At 64.8% G+C, this 22,662-nt stretch carries 19 protein-coding genes and 1 riboswitch; of the genes, 8 read left to right on the forward strand and 11 right to left on the reverse strand.

Annotation, left to right across the window (positions count from 1 at the left end; translation table 11 throughout):
• Positions 1–133: 133 nt before the first annotated feature.
• From capA to AC5O5R_RS12610, 3 genes are all read right to left on the reverse strand, one after another.
• Positions 134–2,218, reverse strand: a complete 2,085-nt coding sequence (capA, locus tag AC5O5R_RS12600) for a caprolactamase subunit alpha (protein WP_494515428.1) — start codon at positions 2,216–2,218, stop codon at positions 134–136.
• A gap of 13 nt (positions 2,219–2,231) precedes the next feature.
• Positions 2,232–3,974: a caprolactamase subunit beta gene (gene capB, locus AC5O5R_RS12605; protein WP_494515429.1), complete on the reverse strand. Its 1,743-nt coding sequence runs from the start codon at positions 3,972–3,974 to the stop codon at positions 2,232–2,234.
• 149 nt (positions 3,975–4,123) lie between these two features.
• Positions 4,124–4,978: a LysR family transcriptional regulator gene (locus tag AC5O5R_RS12610; RefSeq protein WP_494515430.1), complete on the reverse strand. Its 855-nt coding sequence runs from the start codon at positions 4,976–4,978 to the stop codon at positions 4,124–4,126.
• A 91-nt stretch (positions 4,979–5,069) separates the two neighbouring features.
• On the opposite strand from AC5O5R_RS12610, the gene AC5O5R_RS12615 reads away from it, so the two are divergent.
• On the forward strand, positions 5,070–5,498 hold the full coding sequence (locus tag AC5O5R_RS12615) for a multidrug/biocide efflux PACE transporter (RefSeq protein ID WP_172288783.1): 429 nt from the start codon (positions 5,070–5,072) through the stop codon (positions 5,496–5,498).
• 80 nt (positions 5,499–5,578) lie between these two features.
• Here the strand turns inward: AC5O5R_RS12615 and AC5O5R_RS12620 are convergent, their stop codons facing one another.
• The 3 genes from AC5O5R_RS12620 to AC5O5R_RS12630 form a co-directional block, all read right to left on the reverse strand.
• Positions 5,579–6,598, reverse strand: a complete 1,020-nt coding sequence (locus AC5O5R_RS12620) for a branched-chain amino acid aminotransferase (protein WP_172228058.1) — start codon at positions 6,596–6,598, stop codon at positions 5,579–5,581.
• Positions 6,599–6,798: 200 nt separating this feature from the next.
• Positions 6,799–7,155: a hypothetical protein gene (locus tag AC5O5R_RS12625; RefSeq protein ID WP_172288823.1), complete on the reverse strand. Its 357-nt coding sequence runs from the start codon at positions 7,153–7,155 to the stop codon at positions 6,799–6,801.
• Positions 7,152–7,529, reverse strand: a complete 378-nt coding sequence (locus AC5O5R_RS12630; RefSeq protein WP_494512634.1) for a glyoxalase superfamily protein — start codon at positions 7,527–7,529, stop codon at positions 7,152–7,154. The genes AC5O5R_RS12625 and AC5O5R_RS12630 overlap by 4 nt, the downstream gene beginning before the upstream one ends.
• A 79-nt stretch (positions 7,530–7,608) precedes the next feature.
• A riboswitch (cobalamin riboswitch) is annotated at positions 7,609–7,819 on the forward strand.
• A gap of 100 nt (positions 7,820–7,919) precedes the next feature.
• On the opposite strand from AC5O5R_RS12630, the gene cobW reads away from it, so the two are divergent.
• The 4 genes from cobW to AC5O5R_RS12650 all read left to right on the forward strand — a co-directional run bounded on the left by cobW (position 7,920) and on the right by AC5O5R_RS12650 (position 14,433).
• On the forward strand, positions 7,920–8,987 hold the full coding sequence (gene cobW / locus AC5O5R_RS12635) for a cobalamin biosynthesis protein CobW (RefSeq protein WP_172228055.1): 1,068 nt from the start codon (positions 7,920–7,922) through the stop codon (positions 8,985–8,987).
• Between the two features lie 4 nt (positions 8,988–8,991).
• On the forward strand, positions 8,992–12,753 hold the full coding sequence (gene cobN, locus AC5O5R_RS12640) for a cobaltochelatase subunit CobN (RefSeq protein WP_494515431.1): 3,762 nt from the start codon (positions 8,992–8,994) through the stop codon (positions 12,751–12,753).
• A gap of 1 nt (position 12,754) precedes the next feature.
• On the forward strand, positions 12,755–13,765 hold the full coding sequence (locus AC5O5R_RS12645; RefSeq protein WP_494512636.1) for a magnesium chelatase ATPase subunit I: 1,011 nt from the start codon (positions 12,755–12,757) through the stop codon (positions 13,763–13,765).
• 110 nt (positions 13,766–13,875) lie between these two features.
• A complete protein-coding gene (locus AC5O5R_RS12650; protein WP_256678562.1) occupies positions 13,876–14,433 on the forward strand; it encodes a vWA domain-containing protein in 558 nt (185 codons plus the stop codon).
• A 105-nt stretch (positions 14,434–14,538) separates the two neighbouring features.
• On the opposite strand, the gene AC5O5R_RS12655 is transcribed toward AC5O5R_RS12650, so the two are convergent.
• A complete protein-coding gene (locus tag AC5O5R_RS12655) occupies positions 14,539–14,805 on the reverse strand; it encodes a hypothetical protein (protein WP_172232835.1) in 267 nt (88 codons plus the stop codon).
• Positions 14,806–15,147: 342 nt separating this feature from the next.
• On the opposite strand from AC5O5R_RS12655, the gene AC5O5R_RS12660 reads away from it, so the two are divergent.
• Positions 15,148–16,473: a sigma-54 dependent transcriptional regulator gene (locus AC5O5R_RS12660; protein WP_172287343.1), complete on the forward strand. Its 1,326-nt coding sequence runs from the start codon at positions 15,148–15,150 to the stop codon at positions 16,471–16,473.
• A 15-nt stretch (positions 16,474–16,488) separates the two neighbouring features.
• Here the strand turns inward: AC5O5R_RS12660 and AC5O5R_RS12665 are convergent, their stop codons facing one another.
• The gene (locus AC5O5R_RS12665; RefSeq protein WP_172231195.1) at positions 16,489–18,489 is read right to left on the reverse strand and encodes a peptidase U32 family protein; all 2,001 of its coding nucleotides are present in this window, start codon (positions 18,487–18,489) and stop codon (positions 16,489–16,491) included.
• Positions 18,490–18,816: 327 nt separating this feature from the next.
• Positions 18,817–19,197, reverse strand: coding sequence for a RidA family protein (locus tag AC5O5R_RS12670; RefSeq protein WP_172231198.1), 381 nt, complete (start codon positions 19,195–19,197; stop codon positions 18,817–18,819).
• A gap of 136 nt (positions 19,198–19,333) precedes the next feature.
• Between AC5O5R_RS12670 and AC5O5R_RS12675 the strand changes: the two genes are divergently transcribed.
• Entirely contained in the window at positions 19,334–20,026 is a 693-nt protein-coding gene (locus tag AC5O5R_RS12675) for a tRNA (adenine(22)-N(1))-methyltransferase (RefSeq protein WP_494515432.1), read from the forward strand.
• Between the two features lies 1 nt (position 20,027).
• Here AC5O5R_RS12675 and AC5O5R_RS12680 read toward each other — a convergent pair whose 3' ends face one another.
• On the reverse strand, positions 20,028–20,288 hold the full coding sequence (locus AC5O5R_RS12680; RefSeq protein WP_172231204.1) for a DUF2790 domain-containing protein: 261 nt from the start codon (positions 20,286–20,288) through the stop codon (positions 20,028–20,030).
• A gap of 124 nt (positions 20,289–20,412) precedes the next feature.
• On the opposite strand from AC5O5R_RS12680, the gene AC5O5R_RS12685 reads away from it, so the two are divergent.
• Positions 20,413–21,345: a LysR family transcriptional regulator gene (locus AC5O5R_RS12685; RefSeq protein WP_172286495.1), complete on the forward strand. Its 933-nt coding sequence runs from the start codon at positions 20,413–20,415 to the stop codon at positions 21,343–21,345.
• Between the two features lie 163 nt (positions 21,346–21,508).
• Here AC5O5R_RS12685 and AC5O5R_RS12690 read toward each other — a convergent pair whose 3' ends face one another.
• A complete protein-coding gene (locus tag AC5O5R_RS12690) occupies positions 21,509–22,660 on the reverse strand; it encodes an acyl-CoA dehydrogenase family protein (protein ID WP_172286494.1) in 1,152 nt (383 codons plus the stop codon).
• Between the last annotated feature and the right edge of the window lie 2 nt (positions 22,661–22,662).

Consider the following 22,662-nt stretch of genomic DNA (forward strand, 5'->3'; position numbering starts at 1 on the left):
AAAGAGGGCAGCATTGAAAAAAGGAACTGCAGGCAAGCTACTCAAGCAGCTCTTGTTATTGTGCAAACCGCCCGGCAGCGCAAACTGCCGGGCGGTTGTCAGGCCCCATGATCGGCGTAGGCCGACCTTTCGATCAAGCCCCGCGTGTCACCCGGTAGGTCGCCGAAGGCTCCAGCCGCGCCTGCCAGCCAGGCGGGATGACGATATTGGTGGTGTCTTCCTCGATCACGCAAGGGCCGTGCACGGTCTGACCCTGCAGCAACCGGTTGCCGTTGAACACGGGCGTGGCTTGCCAGCCGCCGTCGGCACTGAACAGCATCGGCCGCAGCGTGCCCGGCGCCGGCACCCCAGGCTCGGCCGGGCCCGACAACTCGGGTTGCGGAGGGCGCGGCAGGTGGCCGATCACCGAGCATTCCAGGTTCACCAACTCCACCGGGCTGTCCGGCTCGCTGTACGAGTACAGGGTCTGGTGACGGGTGTGGAAGCGGCTGATCAGTGCGGCCAGGCCGGTGTCATCCAAGGCGTGCTGCTCCAGTTCGACACTGCATTCATGGATCTGCCCCAGGTAGCGCATTTCCAGGGTGTAGTGGCAGCTGCTGGCCTGGTCGCCAAAGCCGTCTTCGCGCAGGTTCGCCAGGCCTTGCTGGCGCAGTTCAGCCAGAGCCTGGTTGAGCTGCGCCAGGTTCACGTGCTCGCCGTCCACGCGCATCGACAGGCTGGTGAGCTGGTCGTAGCGCACATCGGAAAGGATCTGGCCGAAGGCGCACAAGCCCGAGGCCACCTTGGGGATCAGCACAGTCTGCATGCCGATTTCCTCGGCCAGGCGCACCACGTGCATGCCCGCTGCGCCGCCTGCGCCGATCAGCGCGAAGTCGCGTGGGTCGTGGCCGCGTTCGATGGACACACGCCGGATGCCGTTGACCATGTTCAGGTTGACCAGTGTGGTGATCCCGAACGCGGCGCGCTCCACGCTGATGCCCAGCGGCTCGGCGATGTTGCTGCGAATGGCGTCCAGCGCAGCCTGGCGGTTCAAGCGAATGCTGCCGCCCAGCAGCGCGCCATCGGGCAGGTAGCCCAGGGCCAGGTTGGCGTCGGTCACGGTCGGCTCGCTGCCGCCCTTGCCATAGCAAACAGGCCCAGGCATGGCGCCGGCGCTGCGCGGGCCGACCTGGAGCATGCCGAACTCGTCCAGGTGGGCGATGGAGCCACCGCCGGCGCCCAGGGTTTCCACCTGGATCATCGGCACGCCGATGCGCTGGCGCAGGAAGTCCACGTCCTTGCTGAAGTTGGTGCGCCCGGCGTTGGTCAGGGTGATGTCGAACGAGGTGCCGCCCATGTCCACGGTGATGACGTTGTCGATGCCGAACGGGCGGGCCACCGCCAGCCCGGCCTGGGGTGCCGAAGCGGGGCCGGAGTTGATCGCATTCACCGCGCGCTCGCGCATCAGGTGCCCGGGTGCCAGCCCGCCGTTGGACTGGAAGTAGCGCACCGGCTGCTGCGCGCCAAGCTCCTGGAACAGGCTGTCGATACGCGCCACGTAGCGCGCCATCACCGGGCTGAGATACGCATTGACCACGGTGGTGGAGGTGCGGGTGTACTCACGGATCTGCGGGAACACTTCGCAACCGGTGCAGACGAACACTCCAGGCAGCGCCGCTCGTACTAGCTCGGCGGCACGCTGCTCGTGGCTGGGGTTGCGCACCGACCACAGGAAGGAAATGGCCACGGCCTGCACGCCTTCGGCACGGAAGTAGTCGATGGCGGCGTGGATGGCGCGCTCGTCCAGCGGGCTGTATTCGCGGCCATCGCCAAGCATGCGCCCCGCGATCGGGCGGCGCAGGTGGCGCGGGACGAGCATGTGCGCTGGCGGGTAGTGGGCATCGTAGCGGTGGCCTTCTTCCTTGTGTCCCAGGCGGATTTCCAGGCTGTCCTCATGGCCTTCGGTGCACAGCAGGCCGACCTTGACCCCGGTGCGCTCGATCAGTGCGTTGAGGGCCACGGTGGTGCCATTGATGCACAGGTCGCAGTTGGCGATCAGCTCGGCCGGGCTGTGACCGGTGGCATCGGCGATTTGCGCCAGGCCGGCACGAATGGCCAGGGTGCCGTCCTGCGGTGTGGATGGCGCCTTGAACAGCTGTACACCGCCGGCGCGGTCGGCCAGGATGAAATCGGTGAAGGTGCCGCCGGCGTCGATGCCCAGGCGATATTGGTTACGCATGATGATTCTCCGGTCAGTGCGGGGCGCGGGCGAGGCGGGTGGCGGTTTCATCCAGCTGGCCATCGGCATCGAGGACCACGCCGTACTCCAAGGCCGCGCCTTGGGGCGAAACCAGGCCGTTGCGTACATCCTGCAACACCGAGGCAATGGGGCGCTGCAGGGGGTCGCCGTAGCCACCACCACCGGGGTTGATGTTGATGATGCGTTCGCCGGGCTGCAGGGTCAGCATCGGGTTTTGCGTGTAGTGGTCCTCGCTGCCGTCGGCGTGGCGGTGAATCAGCCGGCCCAGCTTGGGCTCCAGCAGGGTATTGCGTGCGCCGGCGGCACCGGCGGTGGGCAGTTGACGGCCCTCGCCAAAACCGACCACGGTCATTGCGTGGTCCAGCGGTTCGATTTCCAGGCGGGTGCCCGAGCCACCGCGGAATCTGCCGGCACCGCCGCTGTCGGCCATCAGGCTGTAACGGTGGATCAGCACCGGGTAGGCATGTTCCAGCAGTTCGATGTCACCGCTCATCAGCGCCCCGAAGCAGCACAGCGGACCGCAGGCGTGCCAGCCGTCCATCACCTGGTTGGCACCGGCGCCGGAGATGATCGAGGCCAGCACCATGGTCACGTACTCACTGTTGCCGTTGCGCAGGTCGCGGCCGGCGATATTGATGCCACTGGTATGCCCCCAGGAGGCGGTCACCCGCTGTGGTGAGGCTTGCTCCAGTGCCGTGCGCACGGCATCGGCCAGGGTTTCCATCGGCGTGGTGGTGCAGTTGACGTGGGGCGCCGGTTCCTCGGCGTTGCACAGCGTACCCCTGGGCCCGACATCGACCGTGACACAGCGGTACAGGCCCTCGTTGTAGGGCGGCGCCACCTGGGCGAACATCATCAACCCCAGGTACACGCCAGACACCGAGTTGCCTTCGTAGGAGTTGATAAAGTAGGGCACCTGCGGCGGGCTTTCGATGCGCACGTGGGCCTGGTCGCCGCGAATCTGCACATGGGCAGTAATGGCCAGTTGACCCAGGCCGTGGCCGGAATCTTCCAGTACTGCGGTGCCGCTGTAGTCGCCGTCCGGCACGTCGCGCAGCAACGCACGCATGTGCCGGTCGGCCATGTTCTTCAGCTCGGCAATACAGGCACGTACTTGCGCCACGCCATATTTGTCGAGCAGCTCCAGAAGGTGTCGCTCGCCGACCTTGCAGGCCCCGTACTGGGCGTTGAGGTCGCCTTCCTGATAGGGGCGGGCGCGCATGTTGGTGAGCATGAAGTTGATCACGTCTTCGCGGCGCTTGCCCTTTTCCCACAGCTTGACCGGGGGAATGCGCAGGCCTTCGGCGTAAATTTCCTTGGCATCGGGGTTGTAGCCAGCCGGCACCGGGCCGCCGATATCGGTCAGGTGGCCCTTGCACACGGTCCAGAAGACCAGTTCACCCTGGTAATACACCGGCTTGTACATGCAGCAGTCGAGAATATGGCTGCCCTTGTAGGCCGGGTCGTTGTGGTAGATCACGTCGCCTTCGGCGATGTCGTCAGCGAAGAACTCGGCCACGCACTTCATGGCCGGTATCAGCGAGCCTAGGTGGATCGGGATGTCCTGGCCTTGCAGGATCATTTCCGGCAGGTGGTCGAACAGCGAGTTGGAATAGTCGTGGGCCAGGTTGAACACACTGGAGCGGCCGGTCTTTTCCAGGGTCAGGGTCATCTCGCGTTGCGCTGTTTCCAGCGCTCCGCGTACAACCGCCAGGGTGATCGGTACTGTCTGCATAGGTCACCAACGTTTGTTCTTGTAGTTTGGCTGCGTGCCGCGGTGGGCGGCGCGTGGTGACAGGCTACGGGGCAGGGTGGGGGGAAGGCTTGTCGCTGGGTGTACTGGTTGTTGTGCCTGGGCGCACACTTGAGGAAGGCGTTATCCGGCTACCGATTCAACATCTGACGCACCAGCCACTGCCCGGCCAGGCCCAGTGCCCGGCGGCTCGACCAGGCCACATCCATATCAATCCGCCGTGGATAGCCGGCCACCTGCAACTCCACCAGCCCACTGCCAAACCGCGCCACCAGCGCCTTGGGCAGTTCGGCCCAGCCAAACCCGCGCACGGCGAACTCGAGCAGGGTGAGGTAATCCGGTGCCGACCAAGCCTGGCCACGGCCCTGATGCAGGCTTGGCGCGTAGGTCTTGATATATAACTGGCGTGCGTTTTCGAGGTGCTGCGTTTGCACCTGCGCAATGCCCGCCAGCGGGTGCCCGCTGGCCACGTACACGGCGAATTCCGCCTGCTCGGGCAAACGCGCCACTGCAACGTCGGCAGGGTAATTGGGCTGTGTGGCAAGAATGCCGATCTGCGCCATGCCCAGCTGGATCATTTCGATTACATCGGCATCCTCCGACGGCCCGCAGCGCAGCTCGGTGTGCGGGTAGTGCTCAGCAAACCGGGCCATTACCGCACCCTGGAAGGTAACGCTGTAGCTGTCCGACATCACCACCGACACCAGCGCCTCGACATGTTCTGCCAGCCGCACCGCCAGTGCATCGAGCTGGGCGCTGGCATCGAGAATCGCCTCGACACGCCTCAGTACCTGCCGGCCAGCCTCGTTCAGCGTGGGATGGCGGCCAGTGCGGTCAAACAGCGGGCAACCAACATCGGCCTCAAAGTTGGCGATCGCGATGCTGATAGTGGACTGGCTTTTGCGCAGCTTGCGCGCAGCGGCGGAAAAAGACCCCAGCGATGCGGCTTCGACAAACGCAACCAAGGCTTCGGGTGAGTAGCGCATGTATTGATAAAACCGATGGTAGCTATATCGCGAGTATCTGTTCTATCAAAGAAAATAGGAAGCACGACTCACGCACTGGATGGAATTTGCAATGAAAAACGTCTCTTTCACCGAACGCCTGGTTCACGCCGTCGGTTATGAAGTGTTCGCAGTGCTGCTGTGTGCGCCGCTGTTGTCCTGGGTCATGGGCAAATCGCTGGCGACAGCCGGCGCGCTGGCGGTGACCCTGTCGGTGATCGCCATGCTGTGGAATATGGTCTACAACGCGCTGATCGATCGTTATGTACAGACCGAGCGGATCCACTGGCAGGCCCGCGCGCGTTTCGCGCACGGCCTGGGCTTCGAGGCCGGCCTGGTAGTCTGGTGCCTGCCGGTGGCCGCGTGGATGCTGGATATTTCGCTTTTGCAGGCGTTCATGGTGGAGCTGGGCTTCTTCGTGATCATCCTGCCCTACACCGTGCTGTACAACTGGGCGTTCGACAAAGTCCGGCACCTGCTGATGCAGCGTCGCCTGGCCTAAGGCGTGTGCCCAACTCCCACACCAATAAAAACGGGGCATGCCATTGCTGGCATGCCCCGTTTTCAAACCGCTGAAACGACTCAGGCGACTTTGACGATCCAGCCTGCCGGTGCTTCGACATCACCGCTCTGGATGCCGGTCAGCTCGTCGTAGAGCTTCTGGGTAACCGGGCCGACCTTTTCCAGGTCGTGGAACACGTGCAGCTTGCCGTTGTACTCGATGCCGCCGATCGGGGTGATCACCGCAGCGGTACCGCAGGCACCGGCTTCGATGAAGCGGTCCAGGTTGCTGATTTCGACATCGCCTTCGATCACTTTCAGGCCCAGGCGCGATTGCGCCAGTTCCATCAGCGACAGGCGGGTGATGCCTGGCAACACCGAGGCCGATTTCGGCGTGACGAACTCGTTGTTGGCGGTGATACCGAAGAAGTTGGCCGAACCGACTTCCTCGATCTTGGTGTGAGTCAGCGGGTCGAGGTAAATGGCGTCGGCGAAGTTGGCCTTCTTGGCCTCCGCGCCTGGCTGCAGGCTGGCCGCGTAGTTACCGCCGACCTTGGCTGCGCCGGTGCCTTGCGGGGCAGCACGGTCGAAGCTGGAGATCTGGAAGTTGTGCGGCTTCATGCCGCCCTTGAAGTACGAGCCAACCGGGATGGCGAATACCGAGAAGATGAACTCGGGGGCGGTGCGCACGCCAATGTTGTCACCAGTGCCGATCACGAACGGGCGCAGGTACAGGGCGCCTTTGCCGTGCGGTGGCACGAACTTTTCGTTGGCCTTGACCACCTGCTTGCACGCTTCGATGAACACATCGGTAGGCACGTGCGGCATCAGCAGGCGGGCGCAGCTGCGCTGCATGCGGGCGGCGTTCTGGTCCGGGCGGAACAGGTTGATCGAGCCGTCCTTGCAACGGTAGGCCTTGAGGCCCTCGAAGCACTGCTGGCCATAGTGCAGCGCCGTGGAGCCTTCACTGATGTGCAGTACGTTGTCTTCGGTCAGGGTGCCCTTGTCCCACTCGCCATTGCGCCATACGGACAGGTAGCGTTTGTCGGTCTTGATGTAGTCGAAACCCAGCTTGTCCCAATTAATGCTTTCGTTGCTCATGACACCCTCATTGTCTTGCAAGTGCCCGATCGCTCGGGCTGCTGTTATATGCGCACCATGCCACCATAATACATCCGCAGCAGATCGGGAACGGCCAGTCACGAATTGATAGCCTGCGATGCATTGTGGCCGGCTGCTACAGGTGCAGGTACGTGTCCAGCGCCCGCCACCGCCGCAAAAATGTCGCCAATCCCAACGGTCTACCGCCCCAAGCGCTTCCCCCAATCACCGCCATGCCCCTGCGCACAAGCCTCTTCACTGTCGAACCGCACATGCCATGCCGGATGATCCAGTGCTATGCCCGCCGCCTCCAACGCTTGTGCAGTCAGCACCAGCATGCGCGTCTTGGCGTCGCCCGTCATGGCTGCAGCCTTGTCGGCTTCTTGCTCGAACACCCAGGTTATGCGCAAGCTGGCCGGAAAATCCTCAGGATCGAGCCGGTGGGTGAGCCAGCTGAAGCCGATGATTTCTGCCTTGGCCGTTTCGCAGGCATCGGTCAGGCATATCACCAGTTCACGCTCCAGCCTGGCCATTTCACGCTTGCCAGATGCCTTCACAGGTTTGCCTCGTCGTCGATCTGCTGACAGAACCGCAGCCGGTTACCGAACGGGTCCCACACCTGCATCTGCAAGCCCCAGTCCAGGCGCTCGGCTTCGGGCCGCGCGTAGCCGTACTGTTTCGCTTGCAGTTCATGCTCCAGCGCGCGCAGGTCGTCGATGCGGGCGAACACCGTCGAGCCGGGGCACGCGTCACCATGGTGTTCGGAAAGGTGCAGGATCAGGCCGTCACGATGCACCTGCATGTACAGCGGCAGGTCCGGGCTGAAGCGGTGTTCCCAGTCCAGCGTGAAACCGAGAAATTCGAGGTAGAACTCCCTGGCCTTTTCGACCGAGAAGATACGCAGCACCGGGATGGCGGGAGCGAGGGGCATGGGGCGTCCTTGACCGTGGGCAAAGACGCTACTCTAGCGCAGTTGCGCAACCTGTGGTTGACCACCCGCCAGCCACTGCGTAGCCTTGCCAGTTCGAGGTTCTTCGGCCAGGCCGAAGCTAAGACGGGAACGCGGTACAAGCCGCGGCTGCCCCCGCAACTGTAAGCACCGACAACGGATCGACACAGCCACTGCGCCAGCGCGCGGGAAGGCGTCATCCCGCCAGCCTGGCTTCAGCCGGCAACTGGAACGGTGCCAGCCAGGAGACCTGCCTCGCAACGTTTTCGACTTTCAACCGGGCGGGGTGATCCGGTGGCGAACAAGCCCGGCCGGCCTGGCCTGCGGCTGTCGTCCTGCATGCCCGCGCCATTCTGCCAAGGGCACTGCGACATGAAAACACTGGCCAAGCTCCCCGTCACCATCGTTACCGGCTTCCTCGGTTCGGGCAAGACCACCTTGCTGCGGCACATGCTCGACAACGCCCAGGGCCGCCGTATCGCGGTCATCGTCAACGAGTTCGGCGAGCTGGGCATCGACGGCGAAATCCTCAAGCAGTGCAGCATCGGCTGCACCGAGGAAGAAGCCAGCGGCCGCGTCTACGAGCTGGCCAACGGCTGCCTGTGCTGCACCGTGCAGGAAGAATTCTTCCCGGTGATGCGCGAGCTGGTGGCGCGCCGTGGCGACCTCGACCACATCCTCATCGAAACCAGTGGCCTGGCCCTGCCCAAGCCGCTGGTACAGGCCTTCCAGTGGCCGGAAATCCGCAACGCTTGCACGGTCGACGCGGTGATCACCGTGGTCGACAGCCCGGCGGTAGCCGCCGGCACCTTCGCCGCCTACCCTGACCAGGTCGATGCCCAGCGCAAGCTCGACCCTAACCTGGACCACGAATCGCCGCTGCACGAACTGTTCGCCGACCAGCTGGCCAGCGCCGACCTGGTGGTGCTGAACAAGGCCGACCTGATCGATGCCGAGGGCTTGGCCAAAGTGCGTGCCGAAGTGGCCGAAGAACTGCCGCCAGCGGTCAAGGTGATCGAGGCCAGCAGCGGCAAGTTGCCAATTGACGTGCTGCTGGGCGTGGGTGCCGAGTCCGAAGCGCACATCGATGGCCGCCGTACCCACCACGACTCGCACCACGATGGCGACGACCATGACGATCATGACCACGACGCCTTCGACTCCATCTCCATCGACCTGCCCGAAGCCGACGAAAGCCTGCTGCTTGATGCCCTGACCCAGCTGGTGGTGGAGTTTGGCGTGCTGCGCGCCAAAGGGTTTGCGGCCATCCCGGGCAAGCCGATGCGCCTGCTGGTGCAGGGCGTGGGGACTCGCTTCGACAAGCACTTCGACCGCGCCTGGCGCGCCGACGAGCCGCGCATCACCCGCCTGGTGCTGATCGGCCAGGACCTGGATGCGGCCCAGCTGGAAGCACGCCTGCGCAAAGCCCTGGGCGCCTGACCCCATGCACCTGCTGCGGACCCAGCCCGGTGGCTTCGTACCGGATGACAGCATTGCCGACCTCGGCCAGACACCCGCCGAGCTGGTGATTCTCTGCAGCGGCGATTCGCACCTGGCATTGCTCGCCGATACCGCCGAGCAATTGCCCGAAGACTTCCCCAGCCTGCGCCTGGCCAACCCGATGCAGGTGCAGAACCACGCCTCGGTCGACCTGTATGTCGATCAGGTGCTGCGCCATGCCAAGGTCATCCTGGTGTCGCTGCACGGCGGCGTCGGCTACTGGCGCTATGGCGTCGAGCAGCTGGTCGAGCTGGCCGCGCGTGGCGTACAGCTGATCCTGGTGCCAGGCGACGACCGCCCCGACCCGGAGCTGACCCGCCTTGGCACCGTCAGCAGCCAGCAGGCCGAGCGCCTCTGGCACTACCTGCGCCAGGGCGGCAAGGCCAACGCCATCAACCTGTTCCAGTGCCTGGCCAGCCAGTGGCTGGGCCGCGACTATGCCTGGGACGAACCGCAACCCTTGCCACGCACGGCGGTGTATCACCCGGCCAAGGGCAGCGCCGTGCTGAAGGACTGGTACCCGCACTGGCACCCTGAGCACCCGGTGGCGCCGCTGCTGTTCTACCGCTCGCACCTGCAGGCGGCCAACACCGCGTTCATCGACGAGTTCTGCCAGCGCCTGCAGGCTGCCGGGCTGAACCCGTTGCCGATCGCGGTGGCCAGCCTGAAGGAAAGCGCGTGCCTGGAGCAGGTCGAAGCCTGGCTGGACGAGGTGGGTGCCGAAGTACTGGTCAATACCACCGGCTTCGCCCTGTCCAGCCCCGAACAGCCCAACCTGCGCCCGTTCCGTCGTGACATCCCGGTGCTGCAGGCGATCTGCGCGCAGGACAACCAGCCCGGCTGGGAAGCCAGCGAGCAAGGCCTTGGCGCGCGCGACCTGGCCATGCACATCGCCCTGCCAGAGCTGGACGGGCGCATCATCACCCGGCCGGTCAGTTTCAAGGACATGGCCTGGCGCAGCGAGCGCAGCCAGTCTGACGTGGTGTGCTACCGCGCTCACCCCGAGCGCATGGACTTTGTCGCCGAGCTGGCGCGTCGCTGGGTCGAGCTGGCCCGCCTGCCCAATGGACAAAAGCGGGTGGCACTGGTGCTGGCCAACTACCCGACCCGTGATGGGCGTATCGGCAATGGCGTCGGCCTGGACACACCGGCCGCCGCGCTGAACATTCTCAGGGCGCTGCAGGCCGAAGGCTACCCGCTGGCCGAGCTGCCGGGCAGCGGCACGCAGTTGATCCACCAGTTACTCGGCGGCGTGACCAACGACCTCGACCACCTCGACCAGCGCCCCTGCGCCCAGAGCCTGAGCCTGGGCGACTACCAGGCCGCGTTCGCGCGCTTGCCCGAGGCCAATCGCCAGGCGGTGCTGGAACGCTGGGGGCCACCCGAGCAGGACCCGATGTACCGCAGTGGCCGGCTGATGGTGGCGGGCCTGCGCTATGGCCTGACCTTCGTCGGCATCCAGCCGGCCCGGGGCTACCAGGTAGATCCGAGCGCGGTCTATCACGACCCCGATCTGGTACCACCGCACGGCTACCTGGCGTTTCACTTCTGGCTGCGCCATGCCTTTGCCGCCGATGCAGTGATCCACGTCGGCAAGCACGGCAACCTGGAATGGCTGCCCGGCAAGGGCGTCGGGCTGTCGGCTGAGTGCTGGCCGGATGCCTTGCTCGGCCCGCTGCCGAACATCTACCCGTTCATCGTCAACGACCCGGGCGAGGGTGCCCAGGCCAAGCGGCGCACCCAGGCGGTGATCATCGATCACCTGATGCCGCCGCTGACCCGCGCCGAAACCTATGGCCCGTTGCGCCACCTGGAACAGCTGGCCGACGAGTTCTACGAAGCGCAGCTGCTCGACCCACGGCGTGCCCGCGAGCTGCAGCGCGATATCCTCGAACTGGTCAAGGCCACCCATATCGACCGCGAGTTGCAGCTGGAAGGGCAACTGGACGATGCCGCCGTATGGCTGCCGCGCCTGGATACCTACCTGTGCGACCTGAAGGAATCGCAGATTCGCGATGGCCTGCATGTGTTCGGCCAGTCGCCGCAAGGCCGCTTGCGCCTGGATACCCTGCTGGCGCTGTTGCGGGTCGAGCGTGGCGACGGCCGCGGCGGCAATGCCAGCTTGCTGCGGTCCTTGGCCAAGGCGCTGGTGCCGGGCTTCGACCCGCTCGATTGCGACCTTGGCCAGCCATGGCAGGGTGTGCGGCCCGGGCAGTTGCAAGCCATCAGCAGCGAACCCTGGCGCACCTGTGGCGACACCCGTGAGCGCCTCGAACTGTTGGCGCTGCAGGTGATCGAGCAGGTGCTGGGCGGCACCGCACAGTTGCCTGACTTGAGCGACTGGCAGCCGGTTCACGAGGTGCTGCAGGCCCTGCGCGAAGCGGTGGCGCCCGGCCTGGATGCCTGTGGTGCTGCCGAAATGAACGGCCTGCTGGCGGCGCTGGCCGGGCGCTTCGTGCCCGCCGGCCCCAGCGGCGCGCCCAGCCGGGGCCGCCTGGACGTGCTGCCCACCGGCCGCAACTTCTATACCGTGGATGTGCGCAACCTGCCCACCACTACCGCCTGGCGCCTGGGTTTTGCCTCCGCCAACCTGATCCTCGAACGGCACTTGCAGGACCACGGTGATCACCTGCGCCAGCTCGGCCTGTCGGTATGGGGCACGGCGACCATGCGCACCGGCGGCGATGACATTGCCCAGGCCATGGCGCTGATGGGCGTGCGGCCGGTATGGGCCACCGGCAGCCAGCGCGTCGACGATTTCGAGATCCTGCCGCTGAGCCTGCTCGATCGCCCACGGGTAGACGTGACCTTGCGCGTGTCCGGGTTCTTCCGCGATGCCTTCGGCAACCTTATCCGCCTGTTCGATGCAGCGGTGCAGGCAGTGGCTGCTCTGGACGAACCCGACGACCTCAACCCTTTGGCAGCGCGCGTGCGCAGCGAGCGCGCGACCTTGCAGGCGCAGGGTGTGGACGCAGAGCAGGCTGCGCGCCAGGCCGGCTGGCGGGTATTCGGTGCCAAACCCGGTGCCTATGGCGCCGGGGTGCAGAACGCCATCGACGGGCGGCTGTGGCACAGCCGCGATGATTTGGCGGAGGTCTACCTCAATCATGGTGGCTATGCCTACGGCGCCAGCGACGAAGGCACCCCGGCTCGCGCCCAGTTCGCCCAGCGCCTGGCCAAGGTACAGGCGGTGCTGCAGAACCAGGACAACCACGAGCATGACTTGCTCGATTCCAACGATTACTACCAGTTCCAGGGCGGCATGCTGGCGGCGTCGGAGACCTTGTCCGGTAGCGCCGTGGCCGGTTATCACGGCGACCACAGCCAGGCCGACCGGCCACGCATCCGCACCCTCAAGGAGGAACTGAACCGGGTGATCCGCGCCCGGGCGCTGAACCCCAAATGGATCGACGGGGTCAAGCGCCACGGCTACAAAGGTGCCTTCGAGATGGCCGCGACGGTCGACAACCTGTTCGCCTTCGACGCCACCACGCACCTGATCGACGACCATCATTACCAGGGGCTGGCCGATGCCTATGTGCTCGACCCGGCGACCCGCGATTTCATGCGCGAGCACAACCCCGAGGCCCTGCGCGACCTGACCGAGCGCCTGCTGGAGGCCCAGCAGCGTGGCCTGTGGCAGGCGCCGGGCGATTACCGCGAAGCCCTTGAGGAGCAACTGCTCGACGGCGAGGAACAGGCTTGAAATGAGTGAACCCGTACAATTTCCGCTGGCCGCCGTGGTCGGTGCGGACGACCTGAAGCTGGCGCTGTGCCTGACCGCCATCGACCCCAAGATTGGCGGCGTGCTGATCGAAGGGCCGCGCGGCATGGCCAAGAGCACCCTGGCCCGTGGCCTCGCCGACCTGCTCGGCGAAGGCCCGTTCGTCACGTTGCCGCTGGGCGCCAGCGAGGAACGCCTGGTCGGCACCCTCGACCTGGATGCTGCGCTGGGGCAGGGCAAGGCGCAGTTTTCGCCGGGCGTGCTGGCCCATGCCGACGGCGGCGTGCTGTATGTCGATGAGGTCAACCTGCTGCCCGACACCTTGGTCGACCTGTTGCTTGACGTGGCCGCCAGCGGCACCAACCGCATCGAGCGCGACGGCATCTCGCACCGGCACAGCGCCCGCTTCGTGCTGATCGGCACCATGAACCCGGAGGAGGGCGAGCTGCGCCCGCAGCTGCTCGACCGTTTTGGCCTGAACGTGGCGCTGGAGGGCTTACCCGAGCCCGAGGCGCGGCAACAGATCATTCGTCGTCGGTTGGCTTTTGACAGTGATCCGCAGGCCTTCTGCGGGCAATGGGCCGCAGCCCAGGCACAACTGCGCGAGCGCTGCCACGCGGCACGCCAGGCCTTGGCCGGTATCGCCCTGGATGATCAGGCGCTGGCCTGGATCACCGAACGTTGCTACGCCGCTGGCGTCGATGGCCTGCGCGCCGACCTGGTCTGGCTGCGCGCAGCACGGGCGCACTGCGCCTGGCGCGGTGCCGCGGCCATCGACCAAGCGGATGTCGACGCCGTGGCCGAGTTCGCCCTGCGCCATCGCCGCCGCGCAGCGCCACAGACCAGCCCACAGTCGGCGCCGCCGCAACCTGACCAGCAGGGTACCACCCACTCAGGTGACCCGGGCGGGCAGGGCGACTGGGGCGCCTTGCCGCCGCAGCCGGTGGCCAGCGGTGCCCGTCGCGAGGTGCCGAACTGGGCAAAAAAGCCCTGAGCATCCCCCAGCCACCTGCCACAGGGGCGGATGCCAAAGCGGACGCAGGCAAGCAGTACGGCGCGAGCCGTGGCCGCGCGCGCAATGCTGCAGCTGGCCGGGTAGCCTGGCTGGCGACCTTGCTCAAGGGCCGGCCACGGCTGCGCCAGGACGTGTGCTGGCAACAACGCCAGGCCAGGCCCGCAGAGTTGTGGCTGGTGATTGTAGACGCCTCGGCCTCCACCCGCCGGCACCAGGCGCTGGCACAGACCAAAGGGCTGCTGGCAGCACTGTTCGACCAGGCCTACCGCCAGCGCGCCCGTCTTGCCTTGCTGACCGCCAGCGGTCATGCGCCGCAGTGGCAGCGCCACGGCCTGAAAGCCTCGGCTGCGCTGCAGCCCTGGCTTCAAGCCTTGGGCGCCGGTGGCGGGACACCGCTGATGAACGCGTTGGAGCAGGCCCGCCACTGGCTGCAGGCGCGGCGGCGAGCCCACCCCGAAGAAGTGGTGCGTTGCCTGATATTCACCGACGGTCGCCTGCAGCACTGCAACGGCGTGCAGCCGATGCCATGCGACACCTTGCTGGTAGATATGGAGTTGGCGCCGGTTCGCGTTGGGCGCGCACAGCGTCTGGCTGAGCAGTTGCAGGCCGAATACCAGCACTTGCATCAGTTCAAGGTCGTGAATTGAAAAATGTGCGCGACATCATGTCGCAATAAGGAAAGTTGCCAGAACAGCCAGTGGGGAAGTTGCACAAGTGCGTGGCGGTGCACGCACTTGGCCGGGCGGGCGATATTATTTCGGCATCGACCAGGGCTGCAGGTTGTAGCCTTTCTCGCACAGTTCGGCGCGCACTTCCTCGATCAGGCTGGCCCACTGGGCAGGGTCGGAATAGATGCGCGACGACACTTGCTTGCTGCCGATGCGAGTGCTGGTCCGGTCGATCACTGCCAGGCTCAACTCACCAGTACCGTTGGGTGCATCCCAGGCTACGCACTGGAAAGGTTCGAAGGCATGGTCGGCAATCAGCAGTGCTTCGTTGACACGGAGCGGGGCATTCATGGTTCGGTCTCTCTATGGTCCCAAACATCGAAGTAAGTCCGCGTTGCTTCAAAGTCGCCTCTTTGATTCGCGAGTTGCAGCGCGGGGTTATGTGTACTGATGCTCGTTGTCCGGGGGCAAGTCACACATTGGTTGTAAAAAAATTTGTCAGGATGGAATCCGTTCTTGCCTGCGCCGCCATGTGATGTCGATAAAGTGCGAAAATTCCCGTATGGGTTTGTAAAAAAATGATTCGGCAGACAGACGGTACTGGGCAGCGTCAACTTCGTTGCTACTGTTAATTGGGCGCCACAACTTGCTGTTTTACTTCAAAAAACCAAAAAATGGCGCCAAGGATCGATCATGCAGCAGCCCGCCGCTCAACGCCGTTTGCTCATCGTCGACCCCTGCGACGACTGCCACCGCTTGCTGCCAGGCCTGCGCAACGCTGGGTGGGATGTGGACAGTTGCGTGCTCGGGGCCGCACTGGATCATCCTTGCGATGTGGGCCTGTTGCGTTTGCAGGCAGCGCACCTGAGGCACCCGGACGCGGTCAAGGACATGATCAAGCGCAGCAACACCGAATGGATCGCGGTGCTCAGTGCCGAGCAATTGCGCATGCCGGCGTTCGGCGATTTTGTCTGCGAGTGGTTCTTCGACTTCCATACCTTGCCATTCGACGTCTCTCGCGTGCAGGTTACCCTTGGCCGGGCGTTCGGCATGGCGCGCCTGCGCGGCAAAGGGGCGGTCAAGGTCGACGAAGCCACCCACGAACTGCTCGGTGAAAGCCGGCCGATCCGCGAGCTGCGCAAATTACTGGGCAAACTGGCGCCCACCGAATCGCCGGTGCTGATCCGCGGTGAAAGCGGCACCGGCAAAGAACTGGTGGCACGCACCCTGCACCGCCAGTCGCAACGCAGCGAGCAGCCGTTCATCGCTATCAACTGCGGAGCGATTCCCGAGCACCTGATCCAGTCCGAACTGTTTGGCCATGAGAAGGGCGCGTTCACCGGCGCTCACCAGCGCAAGTCCGGGCGTATCGAAGCGGCGCATGGTGGCACGCTGTTTCTCGACGAAATCGGTGACCTGCCGCTGGAGCTGCAGGCCAACCTGCTGCGTTTTCTCCAGGAGAAGCACATCGAACGGGTGGGCGGCAGCCAGCCGATTCCGGTGGATGTGCGGGTGCTGGCGGCGACCCACGTGGACCTGGAACGGGCCATCGAGCAAGGGCGCTTTCGCGAAGACCTGTATTACCGCCTGAACGTACTGCAAGTGGTGACCGCGCCGCTGCGCGACCGGCATGGCGACCTGTCGATGCTGGCCAGCCACTTTGCCCACTTTTATAGCCTGGAAACCGGGCGCCGGCCGCGCTCGTTCAGTGATCATGCCCTGGCGGCGATGGGCCGGCACGACTGGCCGGGCAATGTGCGCGAGCTGGCCAACCGCGTGCGCCGCGGGCTGGTGCTGGCCGAAGGCCGGCAGATCGAGGCGCAGGACCTGGGGTTGCAGCTGCTGGACCTGGAGCAGCAGCCGCTGGGCACCCTGGAGGAGTACAAGCACCGGGCCGAGCGTCAGGCCCTGTGCGATGTACTCAACCGGCACAGTGACAACCTCAGCGTGGCGGCCAAGGTGCTTGGGGTTTCACGGCCGACGTTCTATCGGCTGCTGCACAAGCACCAGATACGCTAGGTTGTCGTCCTCGGATCAATGCGGCCCGCGCACAATGGTCTTCAACAGGTCTTCCGGGCTGATGTGCCCCACCACCTGGGCCACGGCGCTGCCCGGGGTCGGCAGGTCGATGATGTGGCTTTTCATCTTGCCCACCACATGCATTTCGCACGGTTTGCAGTCGAACTTCAGGGTCAGCACCTCGTCACCCTGAATCAGCTGCATCGGTGCCACCTTGGTACGCACGCCGGTCACGCCCTTGGCCTGCTTGGGGCACAGGTTGAACGAGAAGCGCAGGCAGTGCTTGGTGATCATCACCGGCACTTCGCCGTGCTCTTCATGGGCCTCGTAGGCCGCATCGATCAACTGCACGCCGTGGCGGTGGTAGAAGTCGCGCGCCTTCTGGTTGTAGACGTTGGCCAGGAACGACAGGTGTGAATCGGGGTATACCGGCGGCGGCGTGGTCTCGGCCTTGCGCGCGCCACGCGGGTGCGCCTGCACGCGTGCTGCGGTCAGTGCCTCGATGGCTTCGCGGCGCAGGGCCTTGAGCTGCGAGTTGGGTACGAAATAGGCCTGTGGCGCGTCCAGCTGGATGCTGTCGGCGTGATACATCGTGGTACCCAGCTGGCCCAGCAGGTCGTGCAACTGGTCCAGCGCCTGCTGCGGCTTGTTGGCCGGGCCGAACGGGCCATCCAGGGCCACCTGCACGCTGATACCTTCTTCACTGCTGAGGGTCAGCATCAGGCGCTGCTCGCGCAGAACGGCGTGCCACTCGACGCCCACCCGGCGCTCGGAAGAGGTGCGCTGCAGGGCCTGTTGCCAGTTGTGGTCGAGGTTGCGAGACAGCGGGTGGTTGGGGCGCAGCTTGTGCAGGCCTTCGGGCATTTCGTTGGGTTCGACACGGTAGCGGTAACGCTTGTGGCCGTCTTCCTCGAACTCGCCGCGTGGTTCGGCGATGTTGGCACGGAAACCCACCACTTCGCGCTTGACCAGCACATTCAGGCCGTCGCCGTTGGTCAGTGGCACCTCGGTGACCACCTGCATGTCACGTTTGCCGACTTTTTCCACCACGCCGACCGGCAGGCCGGTGAAGGTTGGCGAGTCGAACGCGCCGATGTCGACCTTGCGGTCGCTGACGAAGTAGTCGGTGCTGCCGCGGTGGAAGGTCTTGTCCGGGTCGGGCAGGAAGAAGTGCTCGGTGCGGCCGCTGGAGGCGCGGGCCAGTTCCGGGCGGCCTTCGAGGATGGCGTCGAGCTCTTTGCGGTAGTGGGCAGTGATGTTCTTCACGTAGCCCATGTCCTTGTAGCGGCCCTCGATCTTGAACGAGCGCACGCCGGCATCGACCAGGTCCGCCAGGTTGGCGGTCTGGTTGTTGTCCTTCATCGACAGCAGGTGTTTCTCGAAGGCCACCACGCGGCCCTGGTCGTCCTTCAGGGTGTAGGGCAGGCGGCAGGCCTGCGAGCAGTCGCCACGGTTGGCACTGCGGCCGGTCTGCGCGTGAGAGATGTTGCACTGGCCGGAGAAGGCAACGCACAGCGCACCGTGGATGAAGAACTCGATGGCGGCATCGGTTTCGGCGGCGATGCTGCGAATCTGCTGCAGGTTCAGCTCGCGGGCCAGTACCAGCTGCGAGAACCCGGCCTGGTCGAGGAATCGGGCCCGCTCCAGGGTGCGGATGTCGGTCTGGGTGCTGGCGTGCAGCTCGATCGGCGGGATGTCCAGCTCCATCACCCCCAGGTCCTGCACGATCAGGGCATCGACGCCGGCGTCGTACAGCTGGTGAATCAGCTTGCGCGCGGGCTCCAGCTCGTTGTCGTGGAGGATGGTGTTGATGGTGGTGAACACCCGTGCGTGGTAGCGCCGGGCGAACTCGACCAGCTCGGCGATATCGCCGACCTCGTTGCAGGCGTTATGGCGCGCGCCGAAGCTCGGGCCGCCGATGTAGATGGCGTCAGCGCCGTGCAGGATCGCTTCACGGGCAATGGCCACGTCGCGCGCAGGGCTGAGCAGTTCCAGGTGATTCTTTGGAAGGGACATGTCGTTATATTTTCGGGCTGTCACGGTAGGCGGGCATTGTAGCGGTGAAACGGGCCGGCGGCATCATTGGGGTGCTGGGAGGTGTATCGCTTGTACCGGCCCTATCGCCGGCAAGCCAGCTCCCACAGGTACGACGCTGCCTTGAAGGCTGCGCTGTACCTGCACTATCGCCGGCAGCCAGCTCCCACAGGTACGACGCTGCCTTGAAGGCTGCGCTGTACCTGCACTATCGCCGGCAGCCAGCTCCCACAGGTACTGCGCATGCCTTGAAGGCTGCACTGTACCTGTGGGAGCTGGCTTGCCGGCGATAGGGCCCTGGCAGGTAAATCAGCGCTTGGCGGCCATTGCGGTCACTTCGACGCGCATGCCTTCGAATGCCAGCGAAGCCACACCCACCGCAGCACGTACTGGCCACGGCTTGCCGAAGAAGCGCTGGTACACCTCGTTGAACGCCGCGCGGTCGGCCATGTCGGTCAGGTAGATGGTCAGGTGCAGCACCCGGTCCATGCCGCTGCCGGCCTTTTCCAGGGCCACTTTCAGCGCCTGCAGGGTGCATTCGCTCTGCTCGACGATACCGCCCAGTTCCAGGCTGCCATCGGGGTGGGTCGGGATCTGGGTGGTGACCAGCACGCCGTTGTACTCGGCCACGTCGGAGGAAATGGATTCGGCGTCCGGGTCTGGGGTGTAGATGATGTCTGCAGTTGCCATGGTCTGTTTTGCCTTGCGACGGAAGGAAAGCGGCAAGCCTACGCGAGCCCGGCGGGCGGGTCGAGGGCGCCCCGGTGTTTGTAATGCGCGCTGTTCGCCGTCAGAATCGCGCCCCATTGCAACGCAGGGGTTTAACGTGAACGAACAGACTTTGTCCAGGCGCCTGGAGCGCGTGGCCGCCCATGTGCCACAGGGCGCGCGCCTGGCCGACATTGGCTCCGACCATGGTTACCTGCCGGTGGCCCTGATGCTGCGTGGGGTAATCGAGGTGGGCGTGGCCGGCGAGGTGGCGCAGACGCCGTTCGCCTCGGCCCAGCGCAACGTGCGCAAGAATGACCTTGAAGACCGCATCACCGTGCGCCTGGCGGATGGTCTGGCGGCCGTCGAGGCGCAAGATAGGATCTCGGTGATCAGCATCTGCGGCATGGGTGGCGACACGATGTGCGAGATCCTCGAAGCCGGCAAGCAGCGCCTGGCTGGGGTAAAACGCCTGGTACTGCAGCCCAATGGCGCCGAACGCGAACTGCGGCAGTGGCTGATGGGTAACGGCTTTTGCATCGTCAACGAAGAGCTGTTGCGAGAAAACCGCTTTGACTACGAGATCATCGTCGCCGAACCGGGCAGCGCGGCCTATACCGCTGAGCAACTGTACTTCGGACCGGTGCTGATGCAGGCGAAAAGCGAGGCGTTTGTGGTGAAGTGGCGCCGCATGCTGAAACAGAAGCAGCAGACCCTGGCCAACTTCGCGCGTGCCCGCGACGCGGTACCTCAGGTGAAAATAGACGACTTCAACCAGCAGGTGGGCTGGATCACCCAGGTGCTGGGCTGACTCACTGCTGCGAGCAGTTGCCCATCTCGCGGTAGTCGATTTCGCGCTTCTGGCCCTGATGGTCGACATACACCATGTGAGCGGTGCCAACCTGGCAATCGGCGGCGTTGCTGGCAGGGGTGATGGAGATGACCTTCGCCACATCCAGCGGCATGCCGTATTCGTAACTGCTGCTGACCGGCTGGTTTTTGCCCGTGTCGGCGAAGGCACCGAACGAGGCCAGGGCAGCGGCGACTGCAAGCACAGCGATCGAACGTTTCATGGCAAGCTCCTTTTTCAATGTATGACTAATGATGTATTCAAAGGTCTCACACAATAAATGGGCCAAGCCGTGATAGATTCCTGCCTTTAACGTAAGAATAAGACCAACAAGGAGCACCCCTTTCATGGACATGCTGCATGCCATGCGTACCTTCGCCCGTGTGGTTGAATGTGGCAGCTTCGCTGCGGCCGCCAATGCCCTGGACATTTCCGCCGCGCAGGTTTCGCGCATCGTCGCCGAACTGGAAAACCAGCTGCAGACCCGCCTGCTGCACCGCACCACCCGGCGCCTGCGCATGAGCGAGGCAGGCGAGCGCTTTCTTGAGCGGGCGCGGCAGATCATGCTGCTGACCGAGGAAGCGGTGGGTGAAGCCCGTGGCGCGCACCTCACGCCACGTGGGCGCCTGCGGCTGCATTGCCCGCACGGGCTGGGCCTGCTGCTGATGCCGCTGGTGGCCGGTTACAATGCGCTGTGCCCGGAGGTGGTGATCGAATTGACCCTGTCCCAACGCAACCCCGACCCGTTGGCCGAGGGGCATGACGTGGTGATCACGGTTGACGGGGCGCTGCCGGACTCGCAGCTGATCGCCGTGCCGCTGGGCAACATCTTCAGCATCCCTTGCGCGGCCCCCGCGTACCTGGAGGCCCATGGCGTACCGGAGCGCCCCGAAGACTTGCACAGCCATCGCTGCCTGCGCATGGCCTACCCGATGTACGAGGGCGACTGGGTGTTCCCGCAAGGGGTTGACCAGTGTGTGATTGCGCCGAACGACAGTTTTTCCACCAACGTCGCCGACGCCATGCTGGTGGCCAGCGAACTGGGCATGGGCATTGGCTTGCTGCCGTTCTATACCGCCAGCCAGTCGATCGGGGAGGGGCGCCTGTGCCGGCTGCTGGCGCCGTACCGCCTGCGTGAGAGTGCGCTGTACGCGATGTACCCGTCACGGCATTACCTGGATGCCAAGGTACGGACCTGGATCGACTATCTGAAGGAACAGCTGCCGGCGTTGTTCGAGGGGCATGCGAAGGTGGTGGATGATTCTCGCTATTGGCGTTGAGCACCAACCCCCAGGGTTGCGCCGGCCTGTGTAGGAGCGGCCTTGTGTCGCGAAAGGGCTGCGCAGCAGCCCCAGGATTTCGGCGCAGATGCACAAATTTCCGGGGCTGCTTCGCAGCCCTTTCGCGACACAAGGCCGCTCCTACAGGGACGGCGCAAGTCTTTCAGAGCGGGTAGTGCTTCAGCTCTCGCGCAATCAGCATCCGCTGGATCTCGCTCGACCCTTCATAGATCTGCGTAATCCGCGCATCGCGGTAATAGCGCTCTACCGGGTAGTCCTCCAGGTAGCCATAGCCGCCATGCACCTGGATCGCCATCGAGCACACCCGTTCGGCCATTTCCGAGGCAAACAGCTTGGCCTGTGAGGCTTCCGACAGGCACGGCTTGCCGGCGCTGCGCAGGCGTGCGGCATGCAGGATCAGCAAGCGGGCGGCATTCACCTGCACCTGCATATCGGCCAGCAGGTTGGCGATGCTCTGGTGTTCGTTGATCGGCTTGCCGAACTGCACACGATCACGCGAGTACACCAGCGCCGCCTCGAATGCAGCGCGGGCAATACCCAGTGCCTGGGCAGCAATGCCGATGCGGCCGCCTTCAAGGTTGGACAGGGCGATGGCCAGGCCTTTGCCACGCTCACCGAGGATATTGGCAGCCGGGATGCGGCAGTTGTCGAAGGTGACCGCGCAGGTGTCGGAGGCGCGGATGCCCATCTTGTGCTCGCTGCGGTCAACCTTGAAACCCGGGTTGTCGGTAGGCACCAGGAACGCCGACAGGCCCTTTTTGCCCAGCTCCGGGTCGGTCACGGCAAACACGATGGCCAGCCCTGCGCGGCGGGCGTTGCTGACGAACTGCTTGGCGCCGTTGATCACCCACTGGCCATCCACCAGCTCGGCGCGGGTACGCAGGTTGTGCGCCTCGGACCCGGCCTGTGGCTCGGTCAGGCAGAAGCAGCCGATCACCTCGCCCGTAGCCAGGCGTGGCAGCCACTGCTGTTGCTGTTCGGCTGTACCGTAGGCCAGCAGCGGGCCGCAGCCCACCGAGTTGTGGATGCTCATCATCGCCCCGGTGGCGCCGCAGCCGGCGGCGATTTCTTCCACGGCCAGCGCGTAGGCGACATAGTCGGTGTAGCTGCCGCCGAAGTCTTCCGGTACCACCATGCCCAGCAGGCCCAGTTCGCCCATCTTGCGCACCACGCCATCATCGATCCAGCCGGCCTTTTCCCAGGCCTGGGCATACGGGGCGATCTCGCCACGGGCAAAGTCCCGGGCCATGTCGCGGATCATGATCTGTTCTTCGCTCAGTTCCAGGTCTTGCATCT

It is taken from the genome of Pseudomonas sp. 8_5_2 (assembly GCF_059295255.1).

Excerpts from the sequence above, each read along its gene's own strand:
- capA (WP_494515428.1), bottom strand. The coding sequence starts at position 2,218 with ATGCGTAACCAATATCGCCTGGGCATCGACGCCGGCGGCACCTTCACC.
- capB (WP_494515429.1), bottom strand. The coding sequence starts at position 3,974 with ATGCAGACAGTACCGATCACCCTGGCGGTTGTACGCGGAGCGCTGGAA.
- AC5O5R_RS12610 (WP_494515430.1), bottom strand. The coding sequence starts at position 4,978 with ATGCGCTACTCACCCGAAGCCTTGGTTGCGTTTGTCGAAGCCGCATCG.
- AC5O5R_RS12615 (WP_172288783.1), top strand. The coding sequence starts at position 5,070 with ATGAAAAACGTCTCTTTCACCGAACGCCTGGTTCACGCCGTCGGTTAT.
- AC5O5R_RS12620 (WP_172228058.1), bottom strand. The coding sequence starts at position 6,598 with ATGAGCAACGAAAGCATTAATTGGGACAAGCTGGGTTTCGACTACATC.
- AC5O5R_RS12630 (WP_494512634.1), bottom strand. The coding sequence starts at position 7,529 with ATGCCCCTCGCTCCCGCCATCCCGGTGCTGCGTATCTTCTCGGTCGAA.
- cobW (WP_172228055.1), top strand. The coding sequence starts at position 7,920 with ATGAAAACACTGGCCAAGCTCCCCGTCACCATCGTTACCGGCTTCCTC.
- cobN (WP_494515431.1), top strand. The coding sequence starts at position 8,992 with ATGCACCTGCTGCGGACCCAGCCCGGTGGCTTCGTACCGGATGACAGC.
- AC5O5R_RS12645 (WP_494512636.1), top strand. The coding sequence starts at position 12,755 with ATGAGTGAACCCGTACAATTTCCGCTGGCCGCCGTGGTCGGTGCGGAC.
- AC5O5R_RS12655 (WP_172232835.1), bottom strand. The coding sequence starts at position 14,805 with ATGAATGCCCCGCTCCGTGTCAACGAAGCACTGCTGATTGCCGACCAT.
- AC5O5R_RS12660 (WP_172287343.1), top strand. The coding sequence starts at position 15,148 with ATGCAGCAGCCCGCCGCTCAACGCCGTTTGCTCATCGTCGACCCCTGC.
- AC5O5R_RS12665 (WP_172231195.1), bottom strand. The coding sequence starts at position 18,489 with ATGTCCCTTCCAAAGAATCACCTGGAACTGCTCAGCCCTGCGCGCGAC.
- AC5O5R_RS12670 (WP_172231198.1), bottom strand. The coding sequence starts at position 19,197 with ATGGCAACTGCAGACATCATCTACACCCCAGACCCGGACGCCGAATCC.
- AC5O5R_RS12680 (WP_172231204.1), bottom strand. The coding sequence starts at position 20,288 with ATGAAACGTTCGATCGCTGTGCTTGCAGTCGCCGCTGCCCTGGCCTCG.
- AC5O5R_RS12685 (WP_172286495.1), top strand. The coding sequence starts at position 20,413 with ATGGACATGCTGCATGCCATGCGTACCTTCGCCCGTGTGGTTGAATGT.
- AC5O5R_RS12690 (WP_172286494.1), bottom strand. The coding sequence starts at position 22,660 with ATGCAAGACCTGGAACTGAGCGAAGAACAGATCATGATCCGCGACATG.